The sequence below is a fragment of the Klebsiella sp. OBRC7 genome (genome assembly GCF_000293135.1).
Taxonomy (GTDB): domain Bacteria; phylum Pseudomonadota; class Gammaproteobacteria; order Enterobacterales; family Enterobacteriaceae; genus Klebsiella; species Klebsiella michiganensis.
In genome coordinates, this window is record NZ_ALNJ01000024.1 from 94935 (window position 1) to 113591 (window position 18657).

Sequence of the window (18657 nt, forward strand, 5' to 3'; positions counted from 1 at the left end):
GTCGGCCCTCGGGCCGACGGGCATTTTTACGCGTTCAGTTCCCGACGCTTTTCCGCCGCCAGCCACTGCGGAAAGTCCTCTACCGGCATCGGCCGGGCGTAGTAAAATCCCTGCAATAAATCGACGCCGTTGCCGCGCAGATACTCTTCCTGATCCCGGGTCTCTACCCCTTCCGCGACCGTCACAATCTTCAGCCGATGGGCGAGAGCAATGATCATGTCGGTCACCGTTGCGTTGACGCTATCAATCCCAATTGCGCTGGTGAAGGATTTATCGATCTTCAATACGTCAGGACGCAGCTTTTCCAGCCAGGAAAGGGAGCTGTTGCCTGTGCCGAAATCATCGATAGCCAGCTGCACCCCTTTGAAATGAAGATGCTCGGCCATATGGTGGTCGCCATCCTGAAGTACGTCGCGTTCGGTGAGCTCCACCACCAGCTGCTGTACCGGATGGGCGCTGAACCAGTAGTGATGCAGATCGCGCAGCAGTTCGCCGTTGGCGAAATGGCGGGCGGCGACGTTGATGCTGATGTGAAAATGTTTGTCCTGCGGAAAAAGAGCTAATCTGTGGGCCGTCTGGGAGATGACATAGCGGGTGAGGGGAACGATCAGATTATAACCTTCGGCTATGGGGATAAATACCTCCGGCGAAATAGCGCCTCTGCGTGGATTATTCCACCGCAGCAGTATCTCCACGCCGCAGCACTGACGGGTGCGCAAGTCCTGCAGAGGCTGGCACCAAAGCGTGAACTCGTGGGCGGCAATACCGAGATTAATTTCCCGGGAAAAGCTCATTCTTCCCGCGGTCGCCAGCCAGGCGATGCCGGTCATTAACAGGCTGATTATCAGCGCCAGCGGCAGTTCGGCGGGTAGCTCATTGAGGGCGACCGCTGAGGCGCCCGGCCCGCTGACGTTAATGGTGAAGGGAAACTGCGTCGACGACTGGCGGTAGATGATTTGCTCGCCCGGCAAGGATTCCTGTTTAATCAGCCCGGAACCGCTAATAAAGCTTTTATCGCCGATGCTGAGGCCAATTCCGGTAATTAATGGCGATTTTGCGTTAAAAATTAACTCGCCCAGCAGCTCGATATTGATCACCAGCAGCACGCCGTCGGCGCCGCTAAGCGAAGCGGGATACCACTGGATAAGCACCGGCGTCCCTTTAAGCAGCGATGCGTCGTAACTGAAGGTGAGCAGGGCGTGATTGGCGGGGAGCGCCGGCTGTAACTGGTGAACCGGAATATTTCGTTGGCCAAAAATACTCGAGCAATAGAGCAGGTTTGACTGGACCAGCGCGATGGAACGTACCGTTTGCAGCGATGCCGCCAGTTTACGTAACGTGAGGTGGACGTCCTGACAGGGCTGGTTCACAAGTTGCAGCAGCGTGGCGTGCTGGGCCGCCAGGGGCCGCAGAATATTATCCATCGCGGCCACCATTTTATTGGTGCTGAGCTGGACGCGCTGCTGATTTAAGCTACGCTGCGAAATAAATCGTATCACTAATGTTGTCGTCAGGGTCAGTAGCGCGACCAGCAAGCAAACCAGGATACGTTTCCTGCGGTAGGTTGTGATAACTTTTTGTGCAGTGTGCATGCGCGACGCCCTGTCGGCTAAAAGTGTTAATGAGAGTAACAGCCGTTATAGAGCAAGTGTAGAGGGCGCAGATAATAATATAGCGTCGAAAAAGGAGAATGCGCCCTTGGGCGCATTCTGTTGAGTCATGTTTAGTCGCACTGAACTTTAATCGCCAGGCCGCCGCGCGACGTTTCCCGGTATTTGGCGTTCATGTCTTTACCGGTTTCATACATGGTCTCAATGACCTTATCCAGCGAGACGCGCGGCTCGCTGGTGCGGCGCATGGCCATTCGGCTGGCGTTAATCGCTTTGACGGAGGCAATGGCGTTACGTTCAATGCACGGAACCTGTACCTGTCCGGCCACCGGGTCGCAGGTTAGTCCCAGATTATGCTCCATGCCGATTTCCGCCGCCACGCAGACCTGCTCCGGGCTGGCACCAAGGATTTCAGCCAGGCCCGCGGCCGCCATTGAGCAGGCCACGCCCACTTCACCCTGACAGCCCACTTCCGCGCCGGAAATGGAAGCGTTCATTTTGTACAGCGTGCCAATAGCCCCTGAAGCCAGGAAATAACGAATATAGATATCCGGACTGACGGGCTCGATAAAGTGGTCGTAGTAGGCCAGCACCGCCGGTACGATGCCGCAGGCGCCGTTGGTGGGGGCCGTCACCACCCGGCCACCGGCGGCGTTTTCTTCGTTGACTGCCAGCGCAAACATATTGACCCAGTCCACCACGTTCATCGGGTCGTTAGAGAGCTTATCGCTGGCAACCAGCATCCGCCGCAGCGCCGAGGCGCGACGAGGAACGCGCAGCGGACCAGGCAGAACGCCTTCGGTATTCATTCCGCGATCGATACAGGCGCGCATGGTCTGCCAGATATTGGCAAAATAGTCTTCAATCTCTTTTTTGCTGTGCAGCGCCAGCTCATTCTGCATCACCATGCCGGAGAGCGACATGCCGGTCTGTTTGCAGTAGCCCAGCATCTCCTGAGCGGATTTAAACGGATACGGAACGGCGAGTTCGCTGGCGCTCTCTTTGCCGAAATGCTCTTCATCGACGATAAAACCGCCGCCGATGGAGTAATAGGTTTTGCTGTAGATTTCTTTCTCGCCAGCCCAGGCATGAATGGTCATGCCGTTTTCATGCAGCGGCAGGTTGTCGCTGCGAAAACGCATGCCGTCATTCTGCGGGAAATCGACTTCATGCTGCCCCTGGGCCAGCAGCAGGCGACCGCGCGTTTCAACGTCGCGGATAAATGCCGGTATCGCGTCAATATCGACCGTATCGGGCTGATTGCCCGCCAGTCCCATAATAATGGCGATATCCGTATGGTGGCCTTTGCCGGTTAATGACAGTGAGCCGTAGACGTCAACCGCCACGCGCGTCACTTCATTAAGCAATCCCTTTTCGACCAGGTCATCGACGAACTGTTTACCGGCCTTCATCGGCCCTACAGTATGGGAAGATGAGGGGCCGATCCCCACCTTGAACATGTCGAATATACTAATCACGCTAACACTCCTGACAGGGTTGTCGCGGGTGCGACAACGATGTAATCACTGCGCATAGTGTAAGAGGGAACCGGGTCATCAGCTTATCTATTCACATGAATTAAACTAATGGATAACCCCGGATTTACTAATGCTGAGAACGCCGTCTCAGTTTGAGTATAGCTAAGGACGGGCGCCTATCTGTAGCGCCAGCTCGCGAATAATGCCGGCGGTCATTCCCCAGACAAAATAATGCTGGTACCAGGAGAGCCAGACGCGATGTGAATTGCCGCGGCGATGGATATCCAGCGGATGGTAGCGCCCCAGGCGCAGCGCTTCGGCCAGCGGCATTTCGAAGACCGCGGCCACTTCATCCTGGCTGGCGTGATAGTGCAAATTGGGTGGGATAATCCCTACCACCGGAGTAACCTGAAAGCCGGTCACGCTATCGACCGGCGGCAGAACACCAATCACCTCAACCGACTCCGGCGGGATCGCCACCTCTTCCTGCGCTTCACGCAGCGCGGCGGCGATTAGCGTTGCATCGCTGTTATCCACCGCGCCGCCGGGGAAGGCCACCTGACCCGCATGCTTGCGCATCAGCGGCGAACGCTGGGTCAGCAGCAGCCCCGGCTGCGGGCGGCGAACTATTGGTACCAGCACCGCGGCCTGGCGCTGGTTGAGCGCGTGGCGCGTGGGCTGCGGACGCAGAAGCTGAAAACGCGAGAGGAAATCGTCAAGTTCGAGGGCGCTATCCGCCATGTTCTAGCTCTCCAGTTGATGCAGGATACGATTAACTTTATCAAAAGTTTCCTGATATTCCGCTGCCTCTTCGCTATCGGCGACAATTCCGCCGCCGGCGGAGCAGTAGAGGTGTCCTTGCCAGGCCGTCAGAGTACGGATAGTGATACTGGTATCCATGTTGCCGCAGAAGCTGAGATAGCCGATGCTGCCGCACCACGCGTTGCGCCGCTGCGGTTCCAGTTCATCGATGATCTCCATCGCTCTGACCTTCGGCGCGCCGGTGATTGAGCCGCCGGGAAAGGCCGCGCGCAGCAGGTCGGCGGCGTGCAGATGAGTGGGCAGCCTGGCGGTGACGGTGCTTACCAGATGATGCACGGCGGGGAAGGGCTCGACCACAAACAGCTCAGGAACGCGAACGCTACCGGGTACCGCAACCCGGCCAATATCGTTACGCATTAAATCGACGATCATCAGATTTTCGGCGCGGTCTTTTGGCGAGTTCGCCAGCTTTTGCGCCTGCAGCGCGTCCTGCTCAGGGTCGGTCAGCCTGGGTAATGTCCCCTTGATGGGCCGGGTCTGAATGTCGCCTTGCCGGAGCTGAATAAAACGCTCGGGCGACAGGCTTAATACTGCCCCTTCATCCAGGCGAATAAAGGCGCTGAACGGCGCGCGATTGGCGCGGTTAAGCTGACGGAAGGCCTGCCACTCATCCCCGCGATAGCTCGCCGTAAACCGCTGCGCCAGGTTGACCTGATAGCAGTCGCCGCTGTGCAGATAAGCCTGAATCTGGCGGAACTTCTCGCCATACTCCTCGCGGCTCATATTAGCGCGCCACGCTGAGGTCAGGGTAAAGGTTGCAGCGACAGGCGCAGTCTGCGCTTCCAGCCACGCCAGGCGCGCCTGCGGATCGTCATAGCTGAATAACGACACCTCCCGGCGCTGATGATCGACGATTAACGCCCAGTCATAAATACCTACCGCCATATCCGGCAGTTCGATATCCGCGTCGGCCCGTGCCGGCAGATGTTCAAAACGACGACCCAAATCGTAGCCGAACAGCCCCAGCGCCCCGCCGAGAAACGGCAGATGCGGATGAGGCTGCGGCTGCAGGTTACAGCGCGCCAGCTGCTGATGCACCAGCGTCAGCGGATCGGCGGCGGAGGTTGAGACGGTTTCCCCTTCGCGTAGGGTGGTCAGTTGACCGTGAGTCACCAGCGTGGCGCGCGGCTGGGCGACAATGATGTCAAAACGGTTATGCGCATGTTCGGCAAAACCGGAATGCAGCAGCATCGCCCAGGGCTGGGAACTTAACGGGCTAAAATAGTATTCAGCGGCATCCGGACGCCAGGGCAGGGAAATCATTGCGGGGGACAACATCGTCTTCTTCAATCCTGATCGTTACCGTCCGCTGGTATACGCGCGGACGGCGTGAAATAATTACGCCCCACAATGTAGCAGGAGTCAGTCATGTTTGCAGGTTTACCTTCGCTGAGCCACGAGCAGCAGCAAAAAGCAGTGGAACGAATTCAGGAGCTGATGTCGCAGGGCATGAGCAGCGGCCAGGCGATTGCTTTAGTGGCGGATGAACTGCGCGCCTCGCATACCGGAGATCGGATTGTGGCGCGCTTTGAGGATGAAGACGAGTAAATCCCCCGTTGCGATCAGATGCCGCTTTCCGGGAGCGGAAGGATCGCATCAGGTTTTTTCCCGGGATCGTCGTACAGCGTCACGTGCGTTACGCGATCGCCGCGCCAGAAGGTAATGTGCGTACCGGCTGGCGTATGATGCACATTCACCTCCGTCAGCGGCGCGCGGTTAGCGAAATCCCACAGGCAGACGAAACGCGCCTGCGGCAGGTGATTACGCATCACCAGATAGCTGAGATCGCGAATCGCCGGGTTATCGGGCGCCAGCCCTTGCCAGAGTTCACCATCGCCGGAAAGCCAGAGCGCAACGGTCTCTTTGTCGCGCGCAAAGTGGCGCGGCTGGCAGCCGTTCAGCGGGGTCATGGTGGCATTGGCCATGTGCCGCAGCGGTCCGCTAAGCGAAAAAGGCTGCGGCGTACCGCTCTGGTCCAGCGCCCGCGCCGCCAGGTGCAGTGTCCAGTCGAGCTGCTGGCGATGCGGATTTTCCACGGTAGAGAGATCGATCAGCACCTCTTCAAGCCACAGCAGGCGACGGCGAAAGCGCACGCCTCGCCAGGCCGCCGCGTCCCACTCGACGCGGCTATGGCTGTTGAGCTCCGGCGGCGGCTTCCCCCAGTCAACCTCGCTATCCAGCCACAGAGAGTCGCTATCCATATGCCAGCCTAGCACCTGCGGATTGGCCGGAGGCTGGTTGGTCTGATTGACCGAAAGCGTATTGTGGGTGGCGCTGTTTTTGTAATAGTCATAGTGCATTTTCGCACCGTAGCCGGTGGTGCCCATATCCGTGAGCAGCCAGCCGTCGCGATGCCAGAGCATCAGCCCCAGCCTGTCGTAATGGTCGTGCTCGCCGCCCCAGGGGCTGTGCTTAATCAGCAGCGCCTGCTGCGGTCGCCGCCATAACGTCAGGCCGGCGCCGGCTGCAAACAGCGACTGCTGCGGGATCAGCGGCAGGGGCGTTTCCGGCAGGGGGTGTTCGCGCCACAGTAAGGTTTCACGCTCGTCGGGCGTCGTTTCGGTAAACTGCAGCACCGCGGCGTACTGCGGGTCACGCCAGATAAACCAGGCGAACTCGTAAATATCCCGATGGTTGAGCTTCTCCTGCCCGGCGAGGCAGTCATTAAGCCGCGGGAAGGTGCCGTCCGGCAGCAGCAGCGACAGCGGAAACGTCAGCATCGCCTGATACCACGGGCCGTCCAGCAGGCTCCAGCGGGTGCCGCGCGCCAGCTTCTCAAAGGCCAGAAAGCCCTGCAGCGCGTAGTAGTGATAGTGAATGGAGCCTTCAAACCATAGCCCCTCCGCCAGCAGGCCATTTTCCAGCTGCCAGCGCAGGCCGTACGGTTGGTTCACGGCAAACTCCAGCAGCGTCTCATCTTCGAGGATAAAACCCAGTACCCCAAGCGCCGCGCTGATTTTAACCTCATGGTTATGGATCTGCGGGCTACGATGGTCGCGCAAAAACGTGGCCGCACAGCGCAGCAGGTTTTCACTGATATGCCGCTGCTCGCCAGGCGCCAGGCTGTCGCGAATGAAGTCATAACCCAGCGCCATTTCCAGAATGCAGTTGGCTTCGCACAGCGTCTGGGCGTTCATCTTACCCGGTCCGTTGTTGGGAATATCGCCGTGGATCTCGTAGCCGGGATAGACATCCGCGTAGCCCATCAGCAGCGTGCGAACTTTATCGCGATACGCCGTTTCGCCGGTCAGCCGCCATAACAGGCCAAGCTGCTGACAGGCGCTGGCGTTACGGCCATTCATCTCGCGCCACCATGCGCCATCCCACGGTTCACCGCTAAATATTTCCCCATCGACCGGGCAGGCATGCTGGTGGGGCGTATCCGCCCGCCATGCCAGGCGCACGCCGTGGTGCGCACAAAAGTAGTAGAGATTCCAGCTGGCGATCCCTGACTGCGGAATGTGAACCGCTGCATCTAATACCGGCTGAGCATCCTTCACCAGCCGTTCAAGCAGTCCGCTATTCGCGGCTGCACGTCCGACAATGTCGGGCCAGAGCCCGGAGAATTGTTTCATTAGCGGTTATCCCTGACCTCTGACGATGCGGAAAGCGGGGCGATGAGCGTGGTGATATCGTCGGGGTATTTCGCCCGCAGCCACTGCGCTTTGTCACGGAACAGCGGATCTTCCGGCCAGGCGTGCGCGGCGGTGGCGATATTGCGCAGCGCTTTCTTGTCATCCATTTTATCCAGGTCCTTCCAGGGCCACGGCGTATCGCTGTTAATAAACCCGGCGATGTATTGATAGCCTTTGCGCAGGCTATGGTCGTCGAGGGTGAAGTTCCAGATATCGACGCCCGCCTTCTCGCCGAGCCTTCCGAGGCGGTTGTAGGCTTCAAGGTTAAAATTGCTGTAGTGCCACGGGCGCGTGCGTTCCAGTTCGGCCATCTGGCGGCCTTCAATATCAAATTGCCCCGCAATACGCCGCAGCTGGGTGATGTACAGGCGCTTCTTCGCCTCGTCGACTTTCCCGCTGAACAGGGCGAAGGCGGCGGCCTGCATATCGAAATAGCTGCCGTGATTGTTATGCCAGTTCTCTTCTTCAAAGCCGTTCTGGCTGGTGGTCATCCAGTGATAATAGTCACCAAACCACTGCTTCAATGCGCTAACGTCGTTTTCGCTCAGCGCATTGGAGGATTGCAGCAGGGCGATGGCGTCAACGACGTCAACCAGCGCGCGGCTATCAATAATGCCGATACCGCGTCCGGTATTGATGCCGGGAATGGCCTGGGCATGCTGCAGGTTGGGGGTCATGCGCGTTTTGGGATCGAGGAACCAGGTTTTTAACTGCGCCGCCGCCTTTTGCGCGTAGCGATCGTCGTGAGAGAAGTACCACGCCAGCGCCAGCGTTGACACGTCGTTACTCATCTTCACCAGCCGGTTCTTATCGGTAGCGTCGCTATTGGCGTCAGGGTTGGTTTGCCCATCTTTGCGGATATAGGGAAGCCCGTCCTGGGTATCAGGGTTTGGCCACCAGTAAGGTGGAAAACTGTAGTAGTCGTGCTTGTTGCCGCTGGCGGCGACCAGCGTTTTATCCATCACCGAGAACAGCGGATGCTTGAGCGCCAGATCGGCTTTTTTTAGCAGCGCCGCTTGCGCCTGAACAAATAGCGGATCTTTCGCGGCGATCTGCTGCCGGCTAAAGGCTAAATCCTTTCCATCTAGCGTGTACGGCTCGGCGGCATACGAGACGGCGCTCAGGCCGGAACAAAACAGCGCAATGCCTAACAAACCTCGGCGAGGTATTGAGTTCATCGTGATAACCCTTCTGCAAATATGAGAAAAGATAACAACAGAATTATACCTGACGCGTATTTCAAGAACGCGCGAAACAGGCGGTGTAATTAAAAATAATATATTTAAATATTCGATGGCGAGCAGTGTAAAAGACAAAGTGATTTTTTTTGTGATGCCCTTCAAGTTTAACGTTTTGGATAAATAATGACGCTTTTAATGCAGCGTACATCACGTTTTTTGCCGTTTTTCTCTATTTTTTGAATCTTTTAACAAAATAAGTAAAATTATAATCAATTGATTTTTATGATAATTTATTTTATGTCACTTTTTTTGTCACTTCTCTGTGTGATCTGTCTCAATTTTCTTGTTTTTGAAACGCAATTTCTTTTTTATACGGTTGTATTGGGAAATACATTTCTATCTAATGAGTGGAAATAATTCTTGCGCCAGCTGTATTAACGCCTGAGCGATATTCAAATTCTTTTTCGTGTATTAATTGAGAATTTAATTACCTTTGTGCCCTACAATAAAGGATATGCCATCATGTCTGCCTGTAAATTACGTTCACTGTTACTTCTCACCGCACTCGGGCTCGGCGTTAGTCAAAGTTACGCCGCCACCACTCTCAACGTCTGGATCCGCGCCAGCAATGACTCGAAGAATATCTACAAACAAGAGGCGGAAAAATTTGAAGAAAAAACCGGTATCAAAATCGCGTATTTCAACGCCACCACCGACTTTGAACAGCGGCTGGCGCGCGCCACGGCGGGCAACGCCTTACCCGATTTGATTTTTAACGATGCGGCGTCGCTGGGGCAGTTCATCCAGCTGGGTATTGCCGAAGAAATTGACCCGCAGGCGATCGCGGGCGGCGACCAACTATTCCAGACGGCATGGAAGAGTACCCGCTATATCGACGGTAAGTACTACGGCGTGCCGACCTCGGCGCAAACTTTCGCGCTCTTCGTGCGTAAAGACTGGCGTGAAAAACTGGGACTGCCGCAGCCTAAGAGCTGGGATGATATCCAGACGCTGGCGAAAGCCTTCACCACTCAGGATCCCGATGGTAACGGCAAAAATGATACCTACGGCTTTATCGTTCCCGCTTCCACGACGCGCGGCTACGCCAGCTGGTTTATGAGCAGCTTTATCTGGCAGGCGGGTGGTGATTTCGTTAAAGAAGAGAACGGAAAATTCAGCGCTTCGCTCAATACGCCGGAAGTGGCTCAGGCGATGACCTTTATGCGCACCATGATGTGCGACAAAGTCACCCAGCCGGGCGCGATTAACGCCACCACCGCCGACGTTATTCCCTCCTTCCGCTCCGGGCAAAGCGGCATGTTCTTCAGCGGGCCGTACCATATCGCGCTGTTCGATAAAGACCCCGGTAAAGATAACTTCGAAGTGATCCCGGTGGCGGGGCCGAAAGGCGAAGCCACCCTTGCCGAGGGCACCACGGTCTTTATGATGAAGAGCAGCATACAGAAAGAGGCCGCGCGAAAATTTATCGAATTTATGATCTCTTCGGAAGGCCAGGAGATCGGCATGGGTAAAGGCAGCCAGCATATTCCGGTAGTGCGTCTGCCGGTGAATAAGAACGTCGACGTCAAAGCCGTGTATCAGGATGCGCGCTGGGAAACTTTCGCCAGACTTTACAATGAACAGGGACGCTACGTGCCGCAAATTCCCAACTGGACGCCGGTGCGTCAGGTGGCCGCCGAGGGCTTTAACCGCATTTTTGCCGACTGCGGCAGCGATATTCCCGGCGAGCTGAAGACGCTCGACGGCAAGGTGAACGTTGAGCTGAAAAAACAAAATGTGCTGGCTAACTGAGGACATAGGTTATGACGCTGCATGAGACGAAGTCCTCGCCGATAAAGCAGGCCGCTTCGCCTGACTCGACCGGGTGGCTGAGCGCAAAGCGTAAGCGGGCGCTGATCCCGTGGCTGTTTTTAGCGCCTGCGCTGATTATTTTTAGCTGGTTTAAGTTTATCCCCATGATTCAGGGTCTGGTGATGAGCTTTTACAAGGTTAACTTTAATCAGCCCAACGAGTGGGTAGGGCTCGATAACTTCACCCGCGCTTTTGCCGACGCTGAGCTGCACGCGGCGGTGGTGAATACCCTGCTTTACGTGGTGGTAACAATGTTCGCCGCGGCTATCCTGGCGTTTTTCCTCGCCATGCTGCTGGAAGGCCCGGCGCGCCATCTGCGCTTTATTCGAACCGCCATCTTTTTACCGGCGGTTACCAGCGCGGCGATCGTCGCCGAAATGTGGCGCATTTTGTTTAACCCGACGCCCAACGGCGTGGTTAACCACATCCTCAGCTGGTTTGGCGTCGCCGATCAGGGCTTTCTTGCCAGTTCCGATCAGGCGCTGGGCGTCATCATGCTGCTGCATATCTGGAAAGCGGTGCCCTACAACATGGTGATTTTTATTGCCGGACTGGCGGGAATCAGCCGCGATTTATACGATGCGGCGAACGTCGACGGCGCCAGCTGGTGGAACCGCCTGCGCTACGTCACGCTGCCCGGCATGATCCCGGCGCTCTCGGTGGTACTGATGCTCTCCTTCATTCGTGGTTTCCGCGTGTTTGCCGAGGTGTACGCCACCACTGGCGGGGGACCTTCTAACGCCACGGAAATGGTTATGACCCACATCTACAAGCTGGGCTTTGAGCAGTTTGACTATGGCTACGCTTCGGCGGTGTCGTTCCTGCTGTTTACCTTCACCGTAATCTTAACCATTTGTCATTTGACGCTGAAAAAACGTATCGCCCGTTACTAAGGAGCCGCGATGTTAAGCAAACGTTGGGATACAGCAGGGCGCTGGTGCATCTACGCGCTGCTGCTGATTGTCTTTGTCGGGCCATTCTGGGGCATCGTCGCCACGGCATTCAGCGGCGCGCCGGTGAAGCCGGGCGAGCTGCTGGCCTGGCCGCATCAGTTCTCGTTGGAAAACTTCATCTTCGCGTGGATGGATATCGGCGTCTGGCAGTATCTGCTGAACTCCATTCTGGTGGTGTTCTTCGGCACCGTTCTGCAGGTGTCGGTCAGCGCGCTGGCGGCGTACGCCCTGGCGCGGAAGAAGTTTCGCGGCGTAGCGCTGGTGAGCCTGGTGATTTTGTCCACCATGATGCTGCCGGAAGAGGTCATCGCCATTCCGCTGTACATGATTATCAACTGGCGGCTGCCGCTGATCGACGCCTCGCTCTACAACAGCTATCTCGGAATGATTTTACCGGTCGTCGGCTGGGCGTTCTCCATCTTTGTCCTGACCGAATTTATGTCAGCGATACCGAAAGAGCTGGAGGAGGCGGCGCGGATTGACGGCGCGAACGAATGGCAGATTTTCTTCCACGTCATTCTGCCGCTGGTAAAACCGGCGCTCGGCACGGTGGTGACCTTCGGCTTTATTATGATTTGGGACCAGTACCTGCTGCCGCTGATTGTGGTCAACCAGGACAGCCTGAATACCATTCCGGTGATCCTCGGCACGCTGCGTACCGATGAGAGCATCACGCCGAACATTTTTATCGCCATTACGCTGCTGGCGATGCTGCCCAGCATCATCGTCTATCTGGGTCTGCAAAAACATTTCAATCGCGGGATTATGTCCGGCGCGGTCAAAGGATAAGGGGTTAACGATGGGATCGGTTGTATTAAATAGCGTGCGCAAATCATACGGGGATGCCCACGTCATTAAAGATGTGTCGCTGACGATTCCGGACGGCGAATTCTGCGTCCTCGTTGGCCCCAGCGGCTGCGGCAAATCCACGCTGCTGCGCATGATTGCCGGGCTGGAGGAGATCTCCGGCGGCGAAGTGCATATCAACGAGCGTAACGTCACCGAGGTGGAGCCGAAGCTGCGCGACATTGCGATGGTGTTCCAGAGCTATGCGCTCTACCCGCAGATGACGGTGCGTGAAAATATGGGCTTTGCCCTGAAGATGGCTAAGTTGCCGAAAGCGGAAATCAGCCAGAAGGTGAATGAAGCGGCGGCGCTACTGGGGCTGGAGCCGCTGCTGGAGCGCCTGCCCAAAGATCTCTCCGGCGGCCAGCGCCAGCGCGTGGCGATGGGGCGGGCGATCGTGCGTAAGCCGCAGGTGTTCTTGTTCGATGAACCGCTCTCCAACCTTGACGCCAAGCTGCGAACCCAGGTACGCGGTGAGATCCGCGAACTGCATCGTCGGCTGAAAACTACCTCGGTGTACGTCACCCACGATCAGATTGAAGCCATGACTATGGGGCAGATGATTGTGGTGCTGCGCGACGGGCGAATAGAGCAGGCGGGGACCCCGCTGGAACTGTACGACCGGCCGGCGAATCTGTTTGTCGCCGGGTTTATCGGCTCGCCGGAGATTAACCAGCTGCCGGGCGTCGTGGTCTTGAACGGTAGCGCCACCAGCCTGCGTCTGAAAGATGGCTCCCTGCTGGCTTTGCCCGCCGGTTTACGGGTCACCGACGGCCAGCAGGTGGTGTACGCCATTCGCCCCGAACAGGTCAACGTGGTTCATGAAGCGCGGGACGATGCGCTGGCGGCGAAGGTGACGGCGCTGGAGAACACCGGCTCGGATATGCAGCTGTTCTGCGATACCGGCGGCGGGGCGTTTACCTCGGTGTTCAAACAGCGTCTGGCCGTAAAAGAGGGCGATAAGATCTGGCTGCAGCCGAAGCTCGCCGGCGTGCACCTGTTCGATGCGCAAAGCGGCCAGCGCATAGCCTGCCGGGAGGGAAATTAAGGTGGCGATGAAGCTGTACACTCTTGACGAAACCTGCCTGGAAAACGCCCGGGCGGGTCTGAAGCAGCCCTTCTCGCCGCTGCAGCTGGCGCTAAGCAAGCTGGTATCGGAGGCGGATATCCTGCGTCGGGAAGCGCCGGAAAGCGTGGTACATAAAAAGCTGCGCCCGGCGAGCGGCGACGCGCACGATTACTACAGCCTGGGGACCTACTGGTGGCCAAACCCGCGGCGGCCCAACGGGCTGCCCTATATTCGCCGCGACGGGCATATTAATCCGCAGTGTGAGAACAACGACACGGATACCTCGCGCATTATCCGCATGTGCGAACGGTGCCTGACCCTCGGGCTGGCGTGGTACTTCACCGGTCAGCGCCAGTACGCGCAGGCGGCGGCTGCGCAGATCCGCTGCTGGTTCCTTGATGCGGAAACGCGGATGAACCCGCATCTGAACTATGGCCAGGCGATCCCGGGGATTGTTTCCGGTCGCGGTACCGGGCTTATCGATACCCGCTTAATTTGGATGGTGGTGGACACCATCGGTTTGATTAACGCGGCGAGCGTGCTTGATACCGACGATATCATCGGCCTGCACCAGTGGTTCCGTGACTTTAACCACTGGATGTACTATAGCGACATCGGCCACTCGGAGTACGTCTGGCACAACAACCACGGCACCTGGTACGACGCTCAGCGGACGGTTAACGCGCTATTTTATGGCGATAAAGGGCTGGCGGCGCGGATCGTCGAGCAGGGGATCACCCAGCGGATGGCGGCGCAGATTGACCAGGATGGCAGGCAGACGATGGAGCTGGAACGTACCATTCCGTTCCACTACTCGCTGTTTAACCTGGAGGCTCATCTGCTGCTCAACCGCTACGCCGAACACGTTGAGTTCGATCGCTGGAACGCCATCCGCGATGGGCGAGGCGTGAAGCAGGGGATTGATTACCTGGTGCCGTTTATCCGGGAACCGGATCTCTGGCCCTACAGCGACCTGCAGGGAATCGTGTGGGATAGCGCGCTGCGCGTGCTGCTGCAGTCGGTGCGGGGCTATGCAAAACAATCTGCCAGCTATCGTGAAGCGCTGAAATGTATGCCGCAGGAGACGCTGCAGCTGAAGGAACAGCTGATGTGGTGTCCGGGCTGATAGAACAATGCTTCTTGCCTCCCGACGGCGCTGTGCCCGATCGGCCTGGCTGCTATGTAGCCCGGATAAGGCGTTTATACCGCTATCCGGGGAATGCGCCGGATAACGGCTTTGGCGCGGCTTCTTCCCGGGCGGCGCTACGCTTGCCCGGGCTACGGGGCCACGGCTGTCTTACACGGCGGCGATGATTTTAATCTCGACTTTGTACTTAGGATTCATCAGCTTCGCCTGTACCGTACAGCGCACCGGGGCATGACCGGCGACGACCCACGCATCCCAGGCCTGGTTCATCGCCGCGAAGTCTGCGCCGTCGGCAAGAAAAATCGTCGCATCAAGAATACGCGACTTGCTGCTGCCCTGTTTCTCCAGCACGGCGTCAATCTGCGCCAGGGTATCGGCGGTTTGCGCGCAGGCATCGGCATCGAGGTTGGACGGAACGCCGGTGTAGTACAGCGTCTGGTTGTGAATCACCACATCAGACCAGCGGGCTTCGGCATCAATACGCGTAATGGTCATGTTTATTTCCTCTTTGTTCCGGTTCATTAAGCTGCGGCAAGACTGCCATAATGTTTCACCTGCGTCACTACCCGCACTGGCGAAAACGACTCCACCCTGACATAATCACTGTCCAAATAACCAGGGGGTAATGTGATCGACGATTTTGCAGCAGACGGCCAGCTGGCCAGCGCGATTGCGGGATTTAAACCACGCGAGCCGCAGCGTCAGATGGCTTTCGCCGTCGCCAGCGCGATTGAAGAAACCCGTCCGCTGGTGGTTGAGGCGGGGACCGGGACCGGGAAAACCTATGCCTACCTGGCGCCTGCGCTACGCGCGAATAAGAAAGTCATTATCTCCACCGGCTCGAAAGCGCTACAGGATCAGCTCTACAGTCGGGATTTACCCACTGTCGCCAAAGCGCTGAAGTACACCGGTAAGCTGGCCCTGCTGAAAGGGCGTTCGAACTACCTGTGCCTGGAGCGTCTGGAACAGCAGGCGCTCGCCGGCGGCGACCTGCCGGTGCAAATCCTCAGCGATGTCATTTTGCTGCGCTCGTGGTCTAACCAGACCGTTGATGGCGATATCAGCACCTGCGTTAGCGTGGCCGAAGATTCCCAGGCCTGGCCGCTGGTCACCAGCACCAACGATAACTGCCTCGGCAGCGACTGCCCGTTATATAAAGACTGTTTTGTGGTGAAGGCGCGGAAAAAGGCGATGGATGCCGACGTGGTTGTCGTCAACCACCATCTGTTCCTCGCCGATATGGTGGTCAAAGAGAGCGGATTTGCCGAGCTGATTCCCGAAGCGGAAGTGATGATCTTCGACGAAGCGCATCAGCTACCGGACATCGCCAGCCAGTACTTCGGCCAGTCGCTCTCCAGCCGCCAGCTGCTGGACCTGGCGAAAGATATCACCATTGCTTATCGCACCGAACTCAAAGACACCCAGCAGCTGCAGAAATGCGCCGACCGCCTGGCCCAGAGCGCGCAGGATTTTCGCCTGCAACTGGGGGAACCCGGCTATCGCGGCAATCTGCGCGAGCTGCTGGCGGATAATAACATTCAGCGTGCGCTGCTGCTGCTTGATGATGCGCTCGAACTCTGTTACGACGTGGCAAAGCTATCGCTGGGCCGCTCGGCGCTGCTCGACGCCGCCTTTGAGCGGGCCACCGTCTACCGCGGCCGCCTGAAGCGGCTCAAAGAGACCAATCAGCCCGGCTTTAGCTACTGGTATGAGTGCACTTCGCGTAATTTTACTCTGGCGCTGACTCCGCTGACGGTGGCAGATAAGTTTAAAGAGGTGATGGCGCAAAAATCGGGGAGCTGGATTTTTACCTCGGCGACGCTCTCGGTCAATGACGATTTGCACCACTTTACCGATCGCCTGGGAATTGGCGAAGCGCAAACGCTGCTGCTGCCCAGCCCCTTTGATTATGCCCATCAGGCGCTGCTGTGCGTACCGCGCAATTTACCTTTGCCGAACCAGCCCGGCGCGGCGCGCCATCTGGCGGCGATGCTCAAACCGCTGATTGAGGCCAACGACGGGCGCTGCTTTATGCTCTGCACCTCGCACGCCATGATGCGCGATCTGGCGGAACAGTTCCGCGCCACCATGACGCTGCCGGTGCTCCTGCAGGGAGAAACCAGCAAAGGTCAGCTTTTGCAGCAGTTCGTCAGCGCCGGGAATGCGCTGCTGGTGGCGACCAGCAGCTTCTGGGAAGGGGTGGACGTGCGCGGCGATGCGCTTTCGCTGGTGATTATCGACAAACTGCCGTTCACCTCGCCGGACGATCCGCTACTCAAAGCGCGGATGGAGGATTGTCGCCTGCGCGGCGGCGATCCTTTTGACGACGTCCAGCTACCGGACGCGGTGATTACCCTTAAACAGGGCGTGGGGCGTCTGATTCGCGACATCGACGATCGCGGGGTACTGGTTATCTGCGACAACCGTCTGGTGATGCGTCCCTACGGCGCGGTCTTCCTCGCGAGCCTTCCGCCTGCGCCGCGCACGCGCGATATCCGCCGGGCGGTGCGTTTTCTTGCGGTGCCGCCGGCGAGGTAATCCGGCGCAAAATGTGGTAAGCTGCGCGCCATTTTGTCAATCTGCTAGAGCGAGAGCGCGACAACCCATGCGAATTTTAGCTATCGATACCGCCACGGAGGCCTGCTCCGCGGCGCTGTGGAATGATGGCACCCTCAGTGCTCATTTTGAAATCTGCCCCCGTGAACATACCCAACGTATCCTGCCCCTGGTGCAGGATGTCCTCAATGAAAGCGGAACGCTATTGACCGAGCTTGATGCACTGGCCTTTGGCCGCGGGCCGGGGAGCTTCACCGGCGTGCGTATCGGCATAGGTATCGCGCAGGGGCTGGCGCTGGGGGCCGGGCTGCCGATGATCGGTGTATCTACGCTGGCGACCATGGCGCAGGGCGCGTGGCGGAAAAACGGCGCCACCCGCGTGCTGGCGGCCATCGACGCCAGAATGGGCGAAGTCTACTGGGCGGAATATCAGCGCGATGAGCAGGGCGTCTGGCACGGCGAAGAGAGCGAGGCGGTGCTGAAGCCGGAAGCGGTTCGCGAGCGTCTTCAGCGGCTGGAAGGCGAGTGGGCCACCGTGGGCACCGGCTGGCAGGCGTGGCCGGATATGGCTCGCGACTGCGGTTTAACGCTCGTCGATGGCGACATTCAGCTGCCTGAAGCGCAGGATATGCTGCCGCTGGCCTGCCACCTGTTTACGGCGGGAAAAACCGTGGCCGTCGAACACGCTGAGCCAGTTTATTTACGTAATGAAGTGGCGTGGAAGAAACTTCCTGGCCGCGAGTGAATCTCAGTAACTATATGTCTGAGAAGAAGGAAGGAGTCGCGTCATGGCGGGTCAAAAAAGGGTAGTGCGTTGGTTAGTCGCGGCAGCAGTCGTTGCTGCGCTGAGCGGGTGCGCTTCGGTGCCGGATGCCATTAAGGGCACCACCCCGACGCCGCAGCAGGATTTAGTCCGCGTGATGAACGCGCCGCAGCTGTATGTCGGCCAGGAGGCGCGTTTTGGCGGTAAGGTCGTCAGCGTGCAGAATCAGCAGGGTAAAACTCGCCTGGAAATTGCCACCGTTCAGCTTGACGACGCCGCGCGTCCGGAGCTGGGCGAAGCGTCGCGCGGGCGTATTTTTGCCGACGTGAACGGCTTTATCGACCCGGTGGATTTTCGCGGACAGCTGGTTACCGTGGTTGGCCCGATCGTCGGCGTCGTCGACGGCAAAGTGGGCAATACGCCGTATAAATTCATGCTGATGAACGCCACCGGCTACAAACGCTGGAACGTAGTCCAGCAGGTGGTCATGCCGCCGCAGCCAATGATGGACCCGTGGATGTTCGGCCCGCGCCCGTGGGGCTACGGGTACGGCGGCTGGGGCTGGTATAACCCCGGTCCTGCCGAAGTCAGAAACGTTGTAACCGAATGATTTTGTAGTCTTTGTAAGCAAAAAGAAACAGCGGCTGGTCCGCTGTTTCTTCGTTTTCAGTCAAATAAGAAAAATAAATAGTGACGCGCTTCGCAACCTGTACAACGGCTAATTA

The 18657-nt window shown here is 57.8% G+C and carries 16 protein-coding genes; 9 read left to right on the forward strand and 7 right to left on the reverse strand.

The genetic code is table 11. The annotated features are described in order from the left end of the window. Positions 1 to 26 precede the first annotated feature (26 nt). The 4 genes from HMPREF1144_RS05080 to pabB form a co-directional block, all read right to left on the reverse strand. Positions 27 to 1592 (reverse strand): EAL domain-containing protein, encoded by a 1566-nt coding sequence (locus tag HMPREF1144_RS05080; RefSeq protein WP_009652015.1) that lies wholly within the window; start codon positions 1590 to 1592, stop codon positions 27 to 29. Between the two features lie 131 nt (positions 1593 to 1723). Continuing rightward, a complete protein-coding gene (gene sdaA, locus HMPREF1144_RS05085) occupies positions 1724 to 3088 on the reverse strand; it encodes an L-serine ammonia-lyase (RefSeq protein WP_004852036.1) in 1365 nt (454 codons plus the stop codon). Positions 3089 to 3250: 162 nt separating this feature from the next. Then, positions 3251 to 3829, reverse strand: a complete 579-nt coding sequence (locus tag HMPREF1144_RS05090; RefSeq protein ID WP_004852034.1) for a CoA pyrophosphatase — start codon at positions 3827 to 3829, stop codon at positions 3251 to 3253. A 3-nt stretch (positions 3830 to 3832) separates the two neighbouring features. Then, positions 3833 to 5188 carry an aminodeoxychorismate synthase component 1 gene (pabB, locus tag HMPREF1144_RS05095; protein WP_009652066.1) on the reverse strand — a complete coding sequence of 452 codons (1356 nt, stop codon included), beginning with the start codon at positions 5186 to 5188 and terminating at the stop codon, positions 3833 to 3835. A gap of 90 nt (positions 5189 to 5278) precedes the next feature. Here pabB and HMPREF1144_RS05100 point away from each other — a divergent pair, with 90 nt between their 5' ends. After that, positions 5279 to 5458 carry a YoaH family protein gene (locus HMPREF1144_RS05100; protein WP_004103292.1) on the forward strand — a complete coding sequence of 60 codons (180 nt, stop codon included), beginning with the start codon at positions 5279 to 5281 and terminating at the stop codon, positions 5456 to 5458. Between the two features lie 14 nt (positions 5459 to 5472). Here the strand turns inward: HMPREF1144_RS05100 and HMPREF1144_RS05105 are convergent, their stop codons facing one another. Further along, on the reverse strand, positions 5473 to 7485 hold the full coding sequence (locus HMPREF1144_RS05105; RefSeq protein WP_009651966.1) for a heparinase II/III family protein: 2013 nt from the start codon (positions 7483 to 7485) through the stop codon (positions 5473 to 5475). Next, positions 7485 to 8723, reverse strand: a complete 1239-nt coding sequence (locus tag HMPREF1144_RS05110; protein WP_004852026.1) for an alginate lyase family protein — start codon at positions 8721 to 8723, stop codon at positions 7485 to 7487. Before HMPREF1144_RS05110 ends, HMPREF1144_RS05105 begins: the two co-directional genes overlap by 1 nt. Before the next feature lie 525 nt (positions 8724 to 9248). On the opposite strand from HMPREF1144_RS05110, the gene HMPREF1144_RS05115 reads away from it, so the two are divergent. From HMPREF1144_RS05115 to HMPREF1144_RS05135, 5 genes are read left to right on the forward strand one after another with little or no spacing between them, the layout of a single operon-like run. After that, the gene (locus HMPREF1144_RS05115) at positions 9249 to 10538 is read left to right on the forward strand and encodes an ABC transporter substrate-binding protein (RefSeq protein ID WP_009652007.1); all 1290 of its coding nucleotides are present in this window, start codon (positions 9249 to 9251) and stop codon (positions 10536 to 10538) included. An 11-nt stretch (positions 10539 to 10549) separates the two neighbouring features. Further along, positions 10550 to 11491, forward strand: coding sequence for a carbohydrate ABC transporter permease (locus HMPREF1144_RS05120; RefSeq protein WP_004852022.1), 942 nt, complete (start codon positions 10550 to 10552; stop codon positions 11489 to 11491). Between the two features lie 9 nt (positions 11492 to 11500). Next, positions 11501 to 12340 carry a carbohydrate ABC transporter permease gene (locus HMPREF1144_RS05125; protein ID WP_009651976.1) on the forward strand — a complete coding sequence of 280 codons (840 nt, stop codon included), beginning with the start codon at positions 11501 to 11503 and terminating at the stop codon, positions 12338 to 12340. A gap of 10 nt (positions 12341 to 12350) precedes the next feature. Further along, positions 12351 to 13445: an ABC transporter ATP-binding protein gene (locus tag HMPREF1144_RS05130; RefSeq protein WP_009652005.1), complete on the forward strand. Its 1095-nt coding sequence runs from the start codon at positions 12351 to 12353 to the stop codon at positions 13443 to 13445. Positions 13446 to 13452: 7 nt separating this feature from the next. Further along, entirely contained in the window at positions 13453 to 14592 is a 1140-nt protein-coding gene (locus tag HMPREF1144_RS05135; protein WP_042927067.1) for an alginate lyase family protein, read from the forward strand. A 171-nt stretch (positions 14593 to 14763) separates the two neighbouring features. Here the strand turns inward: HMPREF1144_RS05135 and HMPREF1144_RS05140 are convergent, their stop codons facing one another. Beyond that, the gene (locus tag HMPREF1144_RS05140) at positions 14764 to 15108 is read right to left on the reverse strand and encodes a RidA family protein (RefSeq protein ID WP_004113724.1); all 345 of its coding nucleotides are present in this window, start codon (positions 15106 to 15108) and stop codon (positions 14764 to 14766) included. A 132-nt stretch (positions 15109 to 15240) separates the two neighbouring features. Between HMPREF1144_RS05140 and HMPREF1144_RS05145 the strand changes: the two genes are divergently transcribed. From HMPREF1144_RS05145 to HMPREF1144_RS05155, 3 genes are all read left to right on the forward strand, one after another. Further along, positions 15241 to 17151, forward strand: coding sequence for an ATP-dependent DNA helicase (locus HMPREF1144_RS05145; protein ID WP_004852011.1), 1911 nt, complete (start codon positions 15241 to 15243; stop codon positions 17149 to 17151). A 67-nt stretch (positions 17152 to 17218) separates the two neighbouring features. Continuing rightward, the gene (tsaB, locus tag HMPREF1144_RS05150; RefSeq protein ID WP_004852009.1) at positions 17219 to 17914 is read left to right on the forward strand and encodes a tRNA (adenosine(37)-N6)-threonylcarbamoyltransferase complex dimerization subunit type 1 TsaB; all 696 of its coding nucleotides are present in this window, start codon (positions 17219 to 17221) and stop codon (positions 17912 to 17914) included. Positions 17915 to 17957: 43 nt separating this feature from the next. Beyond that, entirely contained in the window at positions 17958 to 18542 is a 585-nt protein-coding gene (locus tag HMPREF1144_RS05155; RefSeq protein ID WP_004852007.1) for a Slp family lipoprotein, read from the forward strand. Positions 18543 to 18657: the final 115 nt, after the last annotated feature.